11 protein-coding genes, 1 tRNA gene, 1 pseudogene and 1 riboswitch are annotated in these 16093 nt (G+C 62.1%); of the genes and pseudogenes, 2 read left to right on the plus strand and 11 right to left on the minus strand.

All coding sequences use genetic code 11. The annotated features are described in order from the left end of the window. Window positions 1-184 precede the first annotated feature (184 nt). Genes bamA through lysS form a run of 4 tightly spaced genes read right to left on the minus strand, consistent with a single transcriptional unit; the run spans window position 185 to window position 6352 of the window. Window positions 185-2863: an outer membrane protein assembly factor BamA gene (bamA, locus tag E8L03_RS16670; protein ID WP_144307232.1), complete on the minus strand. Its 2679-nt coding sequence runs from the start codon at window positions 2861-2863 to the stop codon at window positions 185-187. Further along, window positions 2853-3542: an ABC transporter ATP-binding protein gene (locus tag E8L03_RS16675; protein ID WP_412973814.1), complete on the minus strand. Its 690-nt coding sequence runs from the start codon at window positions 3540-3542 to the stop codon at window positions 2853-2855. The genes bamA and E8L03_RS16675 overlap by 11 nt, the downstream gene beginning before the upstream one ends. A 55-nt stretch (window positions 3543-3597) precedes the next feature. Then, window positions 3598-4830: an ABC transporter permease gene (locus E8L03_RS16680; RefSeq protein ID WP_171267973.1), complete on the minus strand. Its 1233-nt coding sequence runs from the start codon at window positions 4828-4830 to the stop codon at window positions 3598-3600. A gap of 10 nt (window positions 4831-4840) precedes the next feature. Then, window positions 4841-6352, minus strand: a complete 1512-nt coding sequence (gene lysS / locus E8L03_RS16685) for a lysine--tRNA ligase (protein WP_171268517.1) — start codon at window positions 6350-6352, stop codon at window positions 4841-4843. A gap of 280 nt (window positions 6353-6632) precedes the next feature. On the opposite strand from lysS, the gene E8L03_RS16690 reads away from it, so the two are divergent. Together E8L03_RS16690 and E8L03_RS16695 are read left to right on the plus strand one after the other, a co-directional pair. After that, window positions 6633-6708, plus strand: a tRNA-Asn gene (locus E8L03_RS16690). A gap of 217 nt (window positions 6709-6925) precedes the next feature. Continuing rightward, a complete protein-coding gene (locus E8L03_RS16695; protein ID WP_171267974.1) occupies window positions 6926-7537 on the plus strand; it encodes a methyltransferase domain-containing protein in 612 nt (203 codons plus the stop codon). Between the two features lie 133 nt (window positions 7538-7670). Here the strand turns inward: E8L03_RS16695 and E8L03_RS16700 are convergent, their stop codons facing one another. From E8L03_RS16700 to E8L03_RS16725, 7 genes and pseudogenes are all read right to left on the minus strand, one after another. Continuing rightward, entirely contained in the window at window positions 7671-9008 is a 1338-nt protein-coding gene (locus tag E8L03_RS16700; RefSeq protein WP_171267975.1) for a bifunctional DedA family/phosphatase PAP2 family protein, read from the minus strand. 195 nt (window positions 9009-9203) lie between these two features. Next, window positions 9204-10142 carry a methyl-accepting chemotaxis protein gene (locus E8L03_RS21210; RefSeq protein ID WP_412973815.1) on the minus strand — a complete coding sequence of 313 codons (939 nt, stop codon included), beginning with the start codon at window positions 10140-10142 and terminating at the stop codon, window positions 9204-9206. Window positions 10143-10166: 24 nt separating this feature from the next. Continuing rightward, window positions 10167-10745: pseudogene (locus E8L03_RS21215) on the minus strand (PAS domain-containing protein); the annotation flags it as partial. Between the two features lie 387 nt (window positions 10746-11132). Continuing rightward, the gene (gene ribB, locus E8L03_RS16710; RefSeq protein WP_144307238.1) at window positions 11133-11819 is read right to left on the minus strand and encodes a 3,4-dihydroxy-2-butanone-4-phosphate synthase; all 687 of its coding nucleotides are present in this window, start codon (window positions 11817-11819) and stop codon (window positions 11133-11135) included. Window positions 11820-11950: 131 nt separating this feature from the next. Beyond that, a riboswitch (FMN riboswitch) is annotated at window positions 11951-12101 on the minus strand. Window positions 12102-12476: 375 nt separating this feature from the next. After that, the gene (locus E8L03_RS16715) at window positions 12477-13520 is read right to left on the minus strand and encodes an IS481 family transposase (protein ID WP_171267976.1); all 1044 of its coding nucleotides are present in this window, start codon (window positions 13518-13520) and stop codon (window positions 12477-12479) included. A 167-nt stretch (window positions 13521-13687) separates the two neighbouring features. Next, window positions 13688-14227: a YbhB/YbcL family Raf kinase inhibitor-like protein gene (locus tag E8L03_RS16720; RefSeq protein WP_144307433.1), complete on the minus strand. Its 540-nt coding sequence runs from the start codon at window positions 14225-14227 to the stop codon at window positions 13688-13690. 182 nt (window positions 14228-14409) lie between these two features. Continuing rightward, a complete protein-coding gene (locus E8L03_RS16725) occupies window positions 14410-16086 on the minus strand; it encodes an AMP-binding protein (RefSeq protein WP_244963553.1) in 1677 nt (558 codons plus the stop codon). Between the last annotated feature and the right edge of the window lie 7 nt (window positions 16087-16093).

Genomic DNA, 16093 nt, shown 5'->3' on the forward strand with positions numbered 1-16093 from the left:
CTCCCGAGAGTTCTTTCCGCAGCGCCCTGCGCCGCCGGCATATGCACGACAGGCTATGCGGAAGTGGTGTCTTGATGTCGATCCAAAATGACCGAATTTCTTTCTGTAGTAAAAACGGGCGGGCACTTCAAGCATAGAAGGCCCGCCCGGATGATATCCTAACAAATATTTAGGGTTGGTCGGTTTAGAAAGACTGCCCCATGGAGAACTCCAGGCGGCCGTGGCTGCCCTGGTCGGGGATATCCTGGAGCGCGTAGCCGTACTCGATGCGCAGCAGGCCGAAGGGGGAAGCCCAGCGGATGCCGGCGCCGATGCTCGACTTGAGGTCGATGCTGTCGTAGCCGAAGCCGCCCCAGCTGTCGCCGGCGTCGAAGAAGGCAACGCCCTGCAGACCGAACTCCTCGGACAGGCGGAAGAGGTACTCGAAGTTCGTGAAGAACTCGTAGGTACCGCCGCGGATCTGGCCAAAGGGGTCGCGCGGTGCGATGGCCATGCCTTCGTAGCCGCGGATGGAGTTCATGCCACCCAGGTAGAAGCGCTGGTAGGAAGGCACATCGTCGCCGCCAGGCGTTTCGAGCAGGGCTCCGGCCTGGGCGTGCCAGTGGAAGATGTGCTCGTTACCCCAGGGCAGCAGGTAGTAGTAGTTGTGGTCGGTGATGAGCTTGATGAACTCGTCGTCGCCGCCGAAGATGCCACCGGCAGCGGACACGTTGACGGCGTTCTTCCAGCCGGCGGTGGGGTTGATGCCCGAGTTCAGGGTGGAGCGAGTAAGGCCCACGTTGACTATGCTCGACCAGAACGGGCCGCCGTCGCTGTAGGCGTAGTAGTACTCCTGGTCGGTGATCTTGTACCGCTCCAGGGTGTAGCCCCAGGACAGCGTCGAGTAGTGGCCCACGGGATGCGAGAAGTTGAGGGACCCGCCGACGGACTCCCTGTCGAAGTCCGGGTACTCCTCTTCGTTGTAGAACGCGTTGAGGCCAAACCCGAGGTAGGTGTCGTAGACGCGGGGGTTGGTGAAGCTGAAGTCGAAGCGCGTCTTCTTGCCGCTGAAGGAGCCGGTGAGGCCGATGAAGTAGCCGCGGCCAAAGAGGTTGCGCTCGTTGATCTTGGCGGTGATGAAGACGCCGTCATAACTGCCGTAGCCCAGGCCGCCGGAGATCATGCCCGTGGACTTCTCCTTGACGGAGACCTTGAGGTCCAGCTCCTTGGGATCGTCCGTGGGCACGGTTTCGATGTCGAAGCTCTCGAACAGGTCGAGGTTTTCGAGCCGCGCATTGGAGCGCTTGAGTAGCGTGCCGCTGAAGAGGTTGCCGTCGGTAAGCTCAAGCTCGCGGCGGATGACGTTGTCGCGGGTCTTGGTGTTGCCCTCGATGGTCACGCGGCGGATGTAGACCTTCTGGTTCTTGGTCATCGAGAAGGTCACGTCCAGAGCCTTCTCCTCGGTGTCCGGGGCTTCGTCGAAGCGGACGTTGGTCTCCGCATAGGCGTAGCCGAGGTCGTTGTAGAGGATGGTGAGGCTCTCGGAGTCATCACGCAGCACCGAGCGGTCGAACCATGCGTGATCCTCGGCCAGGTCGTCGATCTTGGTGATCTGGCGCAGATCGCTGTTGGGCACCAGCAGGTCGCCGGCAAAGGTCACCGAGCCGACCCGGTAGCGCGGGCCTTCCACGATATCGTAGCTCACGTGGATGCCGTCCTCGGTGTAGTCCACCTTGGCCGGAGAGACCTTCACGTCCACGAAGCCGTGGTTGGCGTAGTACTGCTCAATGGCCGCGGCGTCATGTTCGAGGAGCTCTTCCTTGAGAACGCCGGAGCCGGTGATCCAGGAGATGATGTTGCGCGTGGAGAGCTCCATCTCGCCGCGCACGTCGGACTCGCTCAGCGACTCGACGCCGTTGAGAGTGATCTCGGTCACGTAGAGGCGCTTGGTCTCCTTGACCACGATGTTGAGCCGGGCGGAGCCGTCCTTGTTGTCCTCCAGCTCGTAGGAGATCTCGGCAAGGTAGTAGCCCTTGTCGCGATAAAGGCCGCGGATCTTTTCGAGGTCGTCGGCCAGGATTTTCGGGTTGAGCACCGAGTTGGTCTTGGTGTTCATGGCCTCGATGATCTCGTCCTCGTCGATGGCGTCGTTGCCAAGCACGCCGATGGCGAGGATGCGAGGTTTCTCCACCAGGTCGAAGATGACCTTCTTGCCCTTGGGAATGTCCTCCACGCTGACGCGCACATCCTCGAAGTAACCGAGGTCGAAGATGCGCTTGATCTCGTCGTTCATGGCCTTGGGGTTGAAGGGGTCGCCTTCGCGGATGGACAGGCGGGAGCGAACCACGTCGTCATCCAGGAACTTCAGACCGCGGACGTCGATCTCGGCGATGGTGTCCTCGGCATAGAGCTCGTCGGAGAGCTTGTTGGTGAGCTCTCCCACGGCCATGCCCAGGTTGCCCATGCCGGTCTGGCTCACATACAGCGGCGTGGCCGGCTTGTCGCCCTCCACGCTCACCAGCCGTACGTCCAGGCTGATGGACTCGCCGATTTGGCTGAAGCTGCCGTAGACGGCGTAATTGGCGTTGGCCGCCGTGGCCAGGCTGCGCGCCGTGGAGAGATCGAGGAAGGTGACGCTCTGCTCCTTGATGAGCTGGCGGACACGATCCTGCGACACGGTTTTGAACCCTTGCTCGCCCAGGCTCTGGGTCAGCAGTTCCGGCAGCGAGGCGTTCAGGTAGTCGTACTTGGGCTCCGCATTGATTTGGAACGGAAGAACGATGACGGAAACGTCGCTTTGCGCCCACACGGGCAGGCCGTGGAGCAGGACGAAGGTGAACGCAGCCACGGTGAGCAGGGCAGTGCGCAACAATCTACACTTCATGGAGCACTCCAGAGTAGAGTTCCAACCGCCGGTGCATGCGGTTTGCAAGATCACGGTTGTGGGTCACCACCACGAGGGTGGCGCCGGTTTCCTCGTTCAGGCTGACGAGCAGATCGGTGACGAGCTCGCCGGTGCGTTCGTCGAGGTTGCCGGTGGGCTCGTCGGCAAGCAGGGCTTTGGGTTGCAGAAGCATGGCGCGGGCGATGGCGGCGCGTTGCTGCTCACCGCCGGAAAGAGTGGTCACGCGGTGGTCCAGGCGATCGCCAAGACCCATCCGGCGCAGATTCGCGGCGGCGCGGTCGTACGCCTCGCCCTTGTTCATGCCGGCTATGAGTCCCTGCATTGCAACGTTTTCCAGTGTCGTGAACTCGGGAAGCAGGTGATGAAATTGAAAAACGAAACCAAGGTCTCGGTTGCGCATGGAGGCTTTGGCCGAATCATCCATGGCGCCGATGTCGCGCCCGCGGAATTTGATCTCGCCCCGAGACGCCACATCGAGTCCGCCCATGAGATGCAGAAGCGTCGTCTTTCCCGAACCGGACGAGCCGAGTATGGCCACCGACTCTCCGGCGTCCACACAAAGGTTGATGCCGTCCAATATGGTTAGCTCCTCCCGGGGCCCCCGGAAGGACTTGCCCACACCACGCAGTTCATAGAGTTGAGACTCGGCCACAGATATCTCGATTTATGGTCGTTGAAAACCCTTTTTTGTCTAAAGAAATTTTAGACCAGCGTCATTCAAAACGAAGTGCCTCGGCCGGATCCAGACGGGCGGCATGCCGCGACGGGTACACTGTGGCCAGATAACACAAGGCGAAGGCGGCCGCCATAATCACGACCAGGTCCCACCCTTCGATCCGGATGGGCAGGTGCGACAAGGGGTAGACGTCCTCCGGCAGCTTGATGATCTTGTAGCGCTTCACCACCCAGCTTGCAGCCAGGCCCAGGCCCAGCCCCACCGAGGCTCCGGCGCCGCCCACCAGCATGCCCAGCAGCATGAAAATCTGTTTAATCTGGCTGCGCCGCGCACCCATGGCCACCAGGATGGCGATGTCGCGCGTTTTCTCCATCACCAGCATTACCAGCGTAGCCACAATGGAGAAAGAGCCCACGATGACGATCATGGCCAGGATGATGGACAGGCCGGTCTTCTCCAGCTCCAGCGCGGCAAAGAGGTTCGCGTTCATCTCCTTCCAGTTGCGCACCTCGAAGTCCGGGCCCAGCTTGCTGGCGATGTTCGCGGCCACCGCGTCCGCGGCAAAGACGTCCGTGCAGCGCGCCTCGATGCCCGTGGCGGCGAACTTCTGGAAGCCCAGCAGCTGGCGCGCCGCATCCAGCGACACGTAGACCAGGGCTGAGTCGTACTCGTACATGCCGGTCTTGAACGCCCCGGCCAGCGCGAACTGCTCCTCCTTGGGCGCGAACCCGGCCGAGGAGAGGCGGCCCGACGGCGAGAGCAGCGTGAGCGTGCTGCCCAGGCCGATGCGCAATCGCTGGGCCAGCTCCCGGCCCATGATCAGGGGCGGCTCGCCGAACTCGTCGTGCGAGAGCGAGGACAATCCCTTGCCGGCAACGATGTTGTTGTCCACGGAGAGCACGCCGGCGGCGGAGGCGGGGTCCACGCCGCGCAGGCCCACGCCCTTCACCCCGCGGCCGCTGGAAAGCATGACCTCGGCCTTGATGAACGGTGTGGCCGCTTCCACGCCTGGCGTCTGGCGGATTGTGTCCAGTGCCGGGGCGTAGTCGTCGAACCCGCCGTTCTTGTGCGTGACGATGATGTGCGCGGTGATGCCGAGCATCTTGTCGCGCAGCTCGGAGGAGAAGCCGTTCATCACCCCGGTGACCACGATGAGCGCGGCCACGCCCAGCGCTACGCCGGCCACGGAGACAAAAGAAATGATCGAGAGGAAGGAGCGTCCTCTCCAGGTGGTCAGGTAGCGCAGGGCGATGAAGAGCGGAAAGCGCATCGGGTTCCGTCTACGACTCGGACTCCGGCCGCAGGAGCGGGAAGAGGATGACCTCGCGGATGGAAGCGGAGTCGGTCATGAGCATGACCAGGCGGTCGATGCCCACGCCCTGGCCGGCGGCCGGGGGCATGCCGTACTCCAGCGCACGCAGATAATCCTCGTCCATGCCGTGGGCTTCGTCGTCGCCGGCTTCCTTTTCGCGGACCTGGTCTTCGAAGCGCATGCGCTGGTCCACGGGGTCGTTGAGCTCGGAGAAGGCGTTGGCAATCTCCCGGCCGGTGATGAAGAGCTCGAAGCGGTCCGTGATCTCGGGGTTCTGTTCGTTGCGGCGCGACAGGGGAGAGATGTCCGTGGGGTAGCCGTGGATGAAATGCGGCTGGATGAGCTTGGGCTCCACCACGAGGTCGAAGGCCTTGGCCTGAAGCTTGGCCAGCTTCTCGCCCTCGATGACCTTCTCGCCGTTTTCGCGGATGAAGGCCGCCAGCTTTTCGTAGTTGTTGTAGAGCTCGGGTTCGATCCCGCCGACCTGCTCCAGCGAGTCGTGGAAGGTCAGCCGGGTCCAGGCGCCGGGGGAGAGGTCGATGACCTCGCCCTGGTAGGTCACCTTGGTGTCGCCGGTCACGGCCTTGGCCACGCGCGCGAACATCTCCTCGGTGAGGTCCATGAGGTTGTGGTAGTCCGCGTAAGCCCAGTAGAACTCGAGCATGGTGAACTCGGGATTGTGGCGGACCGAGATGCCTTCGTTGCGGAAGTTGCGGTTGATCTCGTAGACCTTCTCGAACCCGCCCACCAGCAGCCGCTTGAGGTAGAGCTCCGGCGCGATGCGCATGTAGAGCTGCATATCCAGGGCGTTGTGGTGGGTGATGAACGGCCGCGCTGTTGCGCCTCCGGGAATGGGCTGCATCATGGGGGTCTCCACCTCCATGAAGCCGCGCTCGTCCAGGAAGTTGCGTATCTCGCGCACGATGGTGCGGCGCGCCTTGAAGATCTCTTTGGCCCTCGGGTTGACGATGAGGTCCACGTAGCGCTGGCGGTAGCGCAGCTCCACATCCTTGAGACCGTGGTATTTTTCGGGCAGGGGCCGCATGCACTTGGTGATCAGGGCCACGCTGGTCGCGTTGACGGTGAGCTCGCCCGTTTTGGTGCGGAACAGGGAGCCGACCACGCCGACGATGTCGCCGATGTCGAGCTTCTTGAACGTCTGGTAGGCTTCCGTGCCCAGCACGTCGCGTTGTGCCGAAACCTGCATGCGTCCGGTATCGTCCTGGATATGGAAGAACGCGAGCTTGCCGAAGGAGCGCAGGGAGACGATGCGCCCGGCAAGGGTGATCTCCTCGCCTGCTTCCTCGAGTTTTTCATCCGGGGCTTCCGCATAGGCGGCCAGGATGTCTTTGACTTCGGCGTTCTTGCGAAATGTATTGGGAAACAGCGGTACGCCGTTGTCGAGCAACGTGCACGCCTTTTCCACCCGGTTCTTGATAACCTGGTTGAGTTCGTCGCGCGCAGCCAGGCTCTGGAGCATGGGCTGGAACATCGCGACATGAGGTGACTTGACCGCGAGCTTGATTTCTTTGGCGGCCTTGGCCTTTTTCTGGCTCAAAGCAGGGACTCCGTGTTGCGAGAATATACGTGGGGCGCGGAAATGTTCGCGTCGTAATGTAAACGCAGAGAACTACGGCAAAGGTGTGAAAGCGTCAAGAAACGTGCGGGAAAGGTGAGAAGCTGGGGTCTGAAAAAATTTTTTCGCCGATACTCTTGACGACCCCGGCCCACGTTTGTATATAGCCACTCCTCAAGCGCGTTCCTCGGTAGCTCAATCGGCAGAGCGGGTGGCTGTTAACCACTAGGTTGGGTGTTCGAGTCACCCCCGAGGAGCCAGCAAGCAATCCCCCGGCGGCGAAAGCCTCCGGGGGTTTTTTGTTTTGTGTATGTTGGCGGTCGCTCAGCGATGCGGGCAGCGTTTCCCAAAACTATGCAGATGTGGTTCACTGGTGATGACGGTTCGAACCAAGGCGCCCCTGACAACCAGTTCTGGGGTCCAGGGGAACATCGTTCCCCTGGCCGCCGGAGTCGCAGCTTACAAGGAACAACACCAATGCATGACGCACACGAGGGCGGCGGCAAACGGCACCACCCGAAGTTCGCCGACAAGACGCCGCGGCGGGGCACCAGCTTCTGGATGCACGACCCGGACGAGCTGTTTGCAGCCATCGGCCTGGAGCCGGGCCAGCGCTTTCTGGATATCGGCTGCGGCCCCGGCGAGTACTCGCTCCACGCCGCGGGCATCGTGGGAGAGACCGGCAGCGTGCTGGCTCTGGATCGCAACGAGACGCTCATAGACGCGCTGATCGGCACGGCGGCGTCGCAGGGGCTGCACAACCTCTCGGCGCTGGCCGCGGACGCCACGCAGCCGCTGCCGGCGGACACGGATGGCTTCGACGTCTGCCTGCTCTCCACGGTGCTGCACATCCCGCCCGTCACGGCGCGCGCGGCCGAGCTGGCAGCCGAGATCAAACGGGTGCTGCGGCCGGGCGGCCGGCTGGCGGTCATCGAATGCCCCAAGCACGATCTCAGCTTCGGACCGCCGGCGCACATGCGTCTGGGCCCCGATGCAGTGCGGGATATCTTTACGCCTCTCGGCTTCACTCCGCGGGATGAGCTGGACCTGGGCTTCAACTACATGGTCCTGTTCGACGCCGCTTCCTGAGAAAACGCGGGGGACGCTGTGTACCCAATATTTGGGTCCAGGGAGCTAAGCTCCCTGGCGGGGTGCCCGAGGGGCGCCGCCCCTCGGCAACCTGTTCCCCTGGCCGCCAGAGGTGTATTCCTTCTCCCTTTTCCTACGGCGATCGGGCCAGTACGTTCTGCAGCAGGCTCCCCACCACGATGCTCAGCGTCAGCCAGGCCAGGGCCGCGGCATAGCCGCCGATGACGTCCGTGAACCAGTGGGTGCCCAGGTAGAGCCGGCTCAGCCCCACGCCCAGGATGACGAGGACTGAGACGGACGGCACGAAGAAGCGCGCGATTTCCCCTTTAGCCAGAGTGATGACCACATAGGTGAGAAAGCCGAAGGCGAGCATGGCGTTGAAGGCGTGGCCGCTGGGAAAGCTCATGGCCGACGCCTCGATGAGCGCACCGGCGGGCCGGCCGCGCTCGAAAAAAAACTTGGCCAGATAGAGGAACGCCTCGCCGAACAGGAAGGCGTGGGAGAGCTTGAAGGCCATCCACAGCTCTTGCTTGCGCACCAGGTACACGGCCAGGCCCACGGCCATGGCCAGCAGCACGTAGGCGGAGCCGAGCCTGGAAACCCACGCAGCCAGGCTGGTTGCGCCGGCCGCGGCATGCGCGGCCATGTACGCATGGACCGTGTGGTCCAGGTGGTAGAGGTACTCGTGCTCCCGCCACTGGTCGGCGATCTGGCCGAAGCCGGCAATGGCCAGGGCCAGCACGATGAGTGAGAAGGTCAGGCTGAGGCCGTAGGCCGAGCCGGCCTCGAACCGCGCCTTGAGGAACCGCCAGGAGCTGGGGAACTGCGCTGAAAGCGCGGCGTCGAACCGGCTGACGGCGTGGCGGCCCAGGCGGCGCTTGTGGAGCAGGTACCAAGCCAGGACCAGCAGGCCAATGACGATGGCCCCTTCAAGGCCCAGGCGGTGCATGGCCGCGAGGATGGTGCGCCAGCCGCTGCCCAGCACGAAGCCGAGCATGGAGAAGAGCAGCGCCCACAGCGCGCAGCCGTAGACATCGAAGAACAGGAAGCGCGGGTAGCGCATGTGCGAGATGCCGGCCAGCAGCGGCACCACGGCGCGCAGCCAGCCCACGAAACGGCCAAAGAACACGGCCTTGCCGCCGTGCCGCGTGTAGAATGATTTGGCCTCGCTCAGGTACGATTTCTTGATGAAAAAGCGGCCCGACGCCTTGGTCAGGAGCCGCTCGCCGTACACCGCGCCGATGACGTAGCTCACCGAGTCGCCACAGACGGCGCCGATTGCCGCGCAGAGCAGCACGTACTCGATGCGGAGAATGCCTTGCGAGGCCAGGAGCCCGGCCACGACGATGAGCGTTTCGCCCGGCACCAGCAGACCCACGAAGGCGGAGGTCTCCAGAAACGCGCCGAGGAAGAGCACGAGGTACCCGAGCTGGGTGTGGCCTGTGAGCAGCGCGGTTATTTCCTGTTCCATGGCGAGACTCCCGCGGCCCGGATACAAGCGGGGCCCGGCTCAAACCGCACCATACCATGTTCGGGCCGGCAGAGCACGCGGCGGCCGCCTTTCACGTTGCGGCAGGGAACACGCCATGAAAAAGGCCCGGCCGATGCAGAAAAGGTTCCGCGCCGGTCCGGGCCTTGCGTTGGATCGGATTTCAGGCCGAGCTGTCTACGAGGCCTCTTCCTGCATCGTGCGCATGAACTCGCGCAGATCTGCCGCCATCTGGGCAATCTTGTCGATGCCTCCCGAGGCCATGGCCATGGCCTCCACGGTCTCGACGGCGATGCGGTTGATCTCTCCGGTGGAGAGGTTGATCTCCTCGCTGGCCGCGGATTGCTGCTCCGAGGCCGAGGCGATGGAGCGGATCTGGTCATCCGTGCTCTCCACAAGGCGCAGAATCTTTTCCAGGGACTCGCCGGCCTCGTGGGACATGGTGGCGGCCTTGGAGATGACGGAGGTCGTCTCCTCGGTGGCGGTCATGTTCCTGCGGGCGCTGTCCTGAATGGCTCCAATGTAGGAGTTCACCTCGTTGGTGGCCTGCATGGTCTTTTCGGCCAGTTTGCGAACCTCGTCCGCCACCACGGCGAAGCCGCGGCCGGCCTCGCCTGCGCGCGCCGCCTCGATGGCCGCGTTCAGCGCCAGCAGGTTGGTCTGGTCGGCGATGTCGTTGATGACCACCATGATGCGGCCGATGCCCTCGGCCTGTGTGCCCAGGCCGTTCATCTCGTTTTTGAGGTCGCCGGCCTTGGCGCTTACCGTGTCCATCACGGCGATGACGTCGTGCACCTGGTCGGCGCCGACCTTGGCTGTCTCCTGGGCCGAGTGGGCCGTCTCCGAAGCAGCGCCGGCATTGCGCGCCACCTCCAGGATGGTTGCGTTCATTTCCTCCACGGCCGTGGCCACCTCGGTGGTGCGGGACCGCTGCTCGTCCGCGCCCTGGTTCGCCCGGAGTATCTGCTCGGTCAGCTGCTGCGCCGAAGCCGAGACATCCTCGGACACATTCGTCGCTTCCGAAACACCGCGCGCAATTGCCTTGTTCTGCGCCGTAATGTGGTCTTCCTTCAGCTTGATGTTGGTGAAGTCCATAACCGTTGTGAAGCACGCCATAATCTCACCTGCAGAGTTCCATATAGGAGAAGCGGCGATGGAAACGTATTTGGTGTTCCCCTTTCTGGAGTCGAACTGCGACTTCACAAACTGCTTGGACTTTTCGTGAAGCGCCTTGTCGGAGACGGTTTCGCGGACGTCTCCATAGAAAAATTCGGAAAATGGCTTGCCGTAGAATTCTGATGGATCGGCGGATTGTTCGGTCAGCTTGACCATGGATTCGTTCATCCATTGAATCGTTCCGTCCGTATTGATGAGCGCCATAGGCGTAATGATATTTTTCAGAAGCGATTCGTTCAGGGTGATTTTGTCCCTGAGAAGATTCAGAAGAGAGCGCATGGATTGCTGGAGATTCCGGATTTCCGGGGGGCCAGCCACTTTGATATCCACGGTGAGGTCGCCTTCGGCTGCCGTCTTCAGGCTTCTGGATATGGTTTCCAGCGGTGAGATGAGATGGAGGATGGAGAAGAAGAGCAAGACGATGACAAGGGCGATGGTCAGGCCGCAAAAGGCGAGCAAGTATGGCGTATTGTGGAGGTGCCAGGCCAGGATTCCCAGAAGGACAATGATTGCGGCGCCGGTGAGTAAAAGTTTCGTTTTCATCAGTATCTCGCAACGTTAGAGGGGGGACTCTAGTTTCCCGAACCCTGCCTGTAGCACTCTCATTGCTGTTGTACAATACTGAAATTTGATGATTTGGTGATGTGCAGTGCGTGTTATTAACCAGGCTTCCAGTATGTAAAATTTGCTACGAGAATATAAATTAGTGGCATTCAATCCCTGTGCCTGACAAAAATTGTGGAAAACATGTGCGGACAGAAAGCGTTGTCCGGCGCTACGCCTCTTTCGCGCGCGGCCGGTGTTTCGCGCTAGGATCGGAGAAACCGCCGATCGGTCCGGCAGGAAGGCGTGAAAGCCAGCAGGGACGGGATCAAAAAGAAAAGGGCCGGACGATACGCCCGGCCCTGGTCGTGTAAGTCTCAGAAATGATTACGCCGCAGCGGTGTGCATCTTGAGGAGGGCGTTCGTCGCCTCGCCACCGCGTGCCAGTCTGTGGGCAATGATGTCCTGTACGGTGAGCACCGGCAGGCCGTGCTTCTCGCCGAACTTCATGATCTCAGGCAGCCGCGCCATAGTGCCGTCCGGGTTGGTCAGCTCGCAGAGCACGCCGCAGGGGGAGTAGCCGGCCAGGCGCATCAGGTCCACGGTGGCCTCGGTATGGCCGGCCCGTTCCAGCACGCCGCCGGGCTTGGCGCGCAGAGGAAAGACGTGGCCCGGGCTGCGGATGTCCTCCGGCAGGGCGCCGTCTGCTGCGGCCGCGTGGATGGTGCAAACCCGGTCCGCGGCGGAGACGCCGGTAGTTACGCCCTTGGATGCCTCGATGCTTATGGTGAAGGCGGTCTGGTAGGGGCTCTGGTTGTCCAGGACCATCATGGGCAGGCCCAGGGACCGGACCTTCTCGTCCGTCAGGCAGAGGCAGACAATGCCGCTGCACTCGCGGATGAGCATGGCCATTTGGGGTTCGGTGAGTGTTTCGGCCGGAAAGATGAGGTCGCCCTCGTTCTCGCGGTTCTCGTCGTCCACCACGAGCACGCCGCCGCCTGCCGCCAGGTTGGCAAGGGCATTGTCGATACGTTGCTGGGGGGTGCCGAAACGGTCCAATAGCGACTGATTCATGGGTACGCTCCTTCGAAGATTGATGTACCAGAATCAGGGCGTAGGGTGATACGGCCCAAGACGCGCGCGGCGATCGCCACACGGTCCGGGGCTGCGCGTGGCGCATGAACAGCGCACACGGGCAAGCTCTGCGTCATCCTCTTCCATCCGGACTGTAACCGTCGGCTCTGGCGTCGCACCAGATCTGCTTGACCCTCCGTCACGATGACGGAGGCGCTCGCGGGCTCCCCGATTACTCGGGATACCGCCGGTGGGGAATTCCACCCCGCCCTGAGAATACGTGGAGTTGTCGTGCACCCAGGAGGGGGGTGGTGTCAAGGGGAGAGCCCGTGAGGAATAATGCAATACTGTGAAGCTGAAATTCTTTTTAAAATAAGAACCGCAAGTAAAAAATAAAAAATCTGATGTTTGTTTACAAATCAACATGAATGCAATATAGTCGTTAAAAATATAATTGTATAAATGAAGGAGGTGACTCGTAGCCGCTTGCAATGGTAATATATTATAATACCATAAAGTATAAAACAAATAAATTATTAAGAGGTAAGAATATGAAATTCAAAATTAATTTGAAATTTCAAATTGATGTAGATGTAATAAAGATTATGTGTACAGAGATAGTATTCACCTGACACTCCGCCCCTGGCGGGGTGATGGCTACGCTGCTTCTTCTTTTTCTACCTCTGCTTCGTTGATTACGATGCCGTCCAGGAACGCTTGGTAGGGCACTCGGCCGTCCATGCCGCGGCCCTGATGGGTGCGTTCCCGGTTATAGTGGTTCAGGTAACTATCCAAATCCTCTTGCATTTCCTCCACCGATTCGTACCACTTCTCGCGGCCCTTGATGCGGAAATGTTCGTCGAGCAGCGTCCGATGCAGCCGCTCCACGAAACCGTTGCTTTGCGGCCTCCGAACCTGTGTCGTGCGATGTTCAATACCTTCTAATTGCAGGAACAATTCGTACGGATGCCTGTCCGGTCGACCGCAAAACTCGCGACCATTGTCCGACAGAATCGTGGAGATGCGCGCGGCGTGCTCCTCGAAGAACGGCAGCACGTCTTCATTCAGCACGTGAACCGCGGTGACCGGCAGCTTGGTGGTGTAGAGTCGGCCCCAGGCGTAGCGGCTGTGGCAGTCGATAACAGACTGTAAATACACGCGTCCAACGCCTTTGAGCGTGCCCACGAAGAAGGTGTCCACGGCCACGAGGTCGCCGGTGTGGCGCGTCTCGATGTGTCGGTCGCGGAACTCGGGGCTGAAGCGCTCCAGAACGCGAATCTGCTCGTCCGAGAGTTCGAGGCGCTGCGCCCGCACGCTCTTCTCCAGCCGTAGCAGTCGCTCGTGTCGGGTGAGCAAGCCGTGCCGGCTCCAGACGCCGCGGACGCCGCCGGAGCTGACCTGAACGCCCTGCAGGACAAGCTGTTGGGCGACGCGGAGCGGGCCGTACGTGGGGTGGGCCAAGCAGTAGTCGAGGATTGCCTGCTCGACAGCCTCGTCAACGCGGTTGGGATGCGGGCCTCGCGGCCCGGGCAGACGATCCAGCAGGCCTTCAGCGCCGAAGGTCTGGTAATTGCGCCGGATTTCGTAGAATTGCTGCCTGGAATAGCCCATGATTTTGCAGGCTTTGCTGACGTTTCCCAGCTCGGTAGCCAGCTCTAGCAGACTCATCTTCCTTCGTGCTACTTTGCGTTTCGTGGTCATGGCGTTCTCCTCGCTGCGGGTTGGATGAAGCTTCGCAACTCCATCGATACCCAGCCAGGGACGGCATGACCACAACCTTTTGGTGGTCAGTGTCAGGTTATATCCATCTCAGTTCAACCGGCCCGAATCATCTCGATCCGGGCCGCTTCAATTTTCCAGTCATACCGTCATCTTCCGTACGTCGTCGTGATGCTCGCCTTGGCCAGGGTGTGGTCCTTCATCATGAAGCCCACCATGGCTGCCGAGCTGTCAGGCGCGAGGTCGAGCTTTTCCATGTCCAGGGCGTGAACCGTGAAGACGTAGCGGTGCGCCGGGCCGGGTGGCGGGCAGGCCCCGCCGTATCCGGTGCTGCCGTAGTCGTTGCGCGCCTGCACCGCGCCTTTGGGCAATCCCTGGCCGCTGCCGGCGCCGGCCGGGAAAGAGCGCGCCGTGGCCGGGATATTGAACACCACCCAGTGCCACCAGCCGCCGTCCCTGGGCGCGTCCGGATCGAACACCGTAACGGCAAAGCTCTTGGCGCCTTCCGGTGGGTCGGACCACTCCAGCGCCGGGGAGATGTTCTCGCCCGTGCAGCCGAAGTTGTTGAGCACCTGGGCGTTGGGCAGGGGCTGGCCCTCGCTGATGTCCGGGCTTTTCAGGGTGAAGCCGCCAGCCCAGGCCGGAACGGCGAGGCAGATAACCAGAATCAGCGTGATGATTGCGCGCATGGCGTCCTCCTTGCGGTGTGTATCATGCGTGGTTTGGAACCCGCTGTCACGGCCCGGCCAAAGAATGCCTGGAAGGAATAGTGCACACGGCGGTCTGGGAAAAGATCTGCAGCTCAACATAAAACCGGCCCGAATCATTTCGATCCGGGCCGGTTTGTTTTCAGGTCAGCGTGTGGCGGGCGTCAGCCCGCCTGCTCGTCCCGCTCGCGGATCTCGGCGCGTTTGATCTTGCCGCTGATGGTCTTGGGCAGCTCATCTACGTAGTCCACCACGCGCGGGTACTTGTACGGCGCGGTGACCTTTTTTACGTGGTCCTGGATGTCCTTGGTCAGCTCCTCCGAGGGCTCGTAGCCCTGGGCGAGGACCAGTGTGGCCTTCACGGCCTGGCCGCGCACCGGGTCCGGCACGCCTGTCACCGCAGCCTCAACAACGGCCGGGTGGGAGACCAGCGCCGTCTCCACCTCGAACGGCCCGATGCGGTAGCCCGAGCTTTTGATGAGGTCGTCGTTGCGGCCCATGAACCAGTAGTAGCCGTCCTCGTCGGCCCAGGCCTTGTCGCCCGTGTGGTAGAAGCCGTCGTGCACCACGGTCGCGGTCTTTTCCGGCTCGTTCAGGTAGCCGGTGAACAGGCCGAGGTTTCTGCCCTCGCCCAGGCGGATGCAGATCTCGCCTTCCACGCCGGGGGGGCAGGGGTCGCAGTTGTCGTCCAGCAGCACGATATCCCAGCCCGGGGCCGGCTTGCCGATGGAGCCGGGCTTGGGCTCCATGAAGGGGAAAGTCACGAGCTGGAGACAGGTTTCGGTCTGGCCGTAGCCCTCGTAGATGTCCATGCCTGTGGACAGCTTCCAGGACTCGAACACGCTGGAGTTCAGCAGCTCGCCGGCCGTGGTGCAGTGGCGCAGGGACGAGAGGTCGTAGCTGGTGACCTCCTCGCGCACGAGGAAGCGGTACACCGTGGGCGGCGCGCAGAACGAGGTGATCTTGTGCGCAGCCAGGATCTCCAGCAGCGCGTCCGGGGTGAACTTGCCGCGGAAGTCCCAGGTGAAGATGCAGGCGCCGGCCAGGAGCTGGCCGTAGAACTTGCCCCACACGGACTTGCCCCAGCCCGTGTCGGACAGGGTCAGGTGCAGGTCGCCGGGCCTGAGATCGTGCCAGTACATGCCGGTGGTGAGGTGGCCCAGGGGATAGGTGTGCGTGTGGGTCACCATCTTGGGCATGCCCGTGGTGCCGGAGGTGAAGAAGATGTAGAGCAGGTCGGAACCGCCGGGCCGCCGGCCGTCCGGCCGGGTGTACACGAAGTCGTCCGTGCCGTCGGCGCGGACATCGTCGTAGCGGGTCCAGCCCGCCGGGGGCTCGGCCTCGCCCACGCTCACCAGTAGGGAGAGGGATGGGCTGTTGGGCCGGGCCTCGTCCGCCTTGGCCGCCAGACCGTCCTCGCAGATGATGGCCTTGGCCTTGGCGCACTCCACGCGGAACTCGATGTCCTTGGGCGTGAGCAGATGGGGGCCGGGAATGGCCGCGGCGCCCAGCTTGTGCAGGGCCAGCACGGTGATCCACCACTCCACGCGGCGGTAGAGCATGATCAACACGGTGTCGCCGGGGCCGATGCCACGCTTGGCCAGGCCCTCGGCCAGGCGGGAGGACTCGTTGCTGAAGAAGGCGAGGTCCAGGTCGCGGCGGTTGCCGGCGTCATCCACGTGGACCATGGCCGGCCGGGTGGGGTCCTGGGCGGCTTCGGCGTCCAGAAAGTCGTAGGCGAAGTTGAAGTTCTCAGGGACGGTGACGGAGAATTGTTCGAGAAACTCCTCGTAGGAGCCCGGCTTGAGCTTGCCGGAGGGGTGCACGGTATCGAGCAGCACTGGTCTC

Source organism: Oceanidesulfovibrio marinus, assembly GCF_013085545.1.
In the GTDB taxonomy this organism is placed as follows: Bacteria; Desulfobacterota; Desulfovibrionia; order Desulfovibrionales; family Desulfovibrionaceae; genus Oceanidesulfovibrio; species Oceanidesulfovibrio marinus.

Coding starts and splice junctions, on each gene's coding strand:
- E8L03_RS16680 (WP_171267973.1), bottom strand. CDS start 4,830: ATGCGCTTTCCGCTCTTCATCGCCCTGCGCTACCTGACCACCTGGAGA.
- E8L03_RS16715 (WP_171267976.1), bottom strand. CDS start 13,520: ATGACCACGAAACGCAAAGTAGCACGAAGGAAGATGAGTCTGCTAGAG.
- E8L03_RS16695 (WP_171267974.1), top strand. CDS start 6,926: ATGCATGACGCACACGAGGGCGGCGGCAAACGGCACCACCCGAAGTTC.
- ribB (WP_144307238.1), bottom strand. CDS start 11,819: ATGAATCAGTCGCTATTGGACCGTTTCGGCACCCCCCAGCAACGTATC.
- E8L03_RS16700 (WP_171267975.1), bottom strand. CDS start 9,008: ATGGAACAGGAAATAACCGCGCTGCTCACAGGCCACACCCAGCTCGGG.
- lysS (WP_171268517.1), bottom strand. CDS start 6,352: ATGCTCCAGAGCCTGGCTGCGCGCGACGAACTCAACCAGGTTATCAAG.
- bamA (WP_144307232.1), bottom strand. CDS start 2,863: ATGAAGTGTAGATTGTTGCGCACTGCCCTGCTCACCGTGGCTGCGTTC.
- E8L03_RS16720 (WP_144307433.1), bottom strand. CDS start 14,227: ATGCGCGCAATCATCACGCTGATTCTGGTTATCTGCCTCGCCGTTCCG.
- E8L03_RS21210 (WP_412973815.1), bottom strand. CDS start 10,142: ATGGCGTGCTTCACAACGGTTATGGACTTCACCAACATCAAGCTGAAG.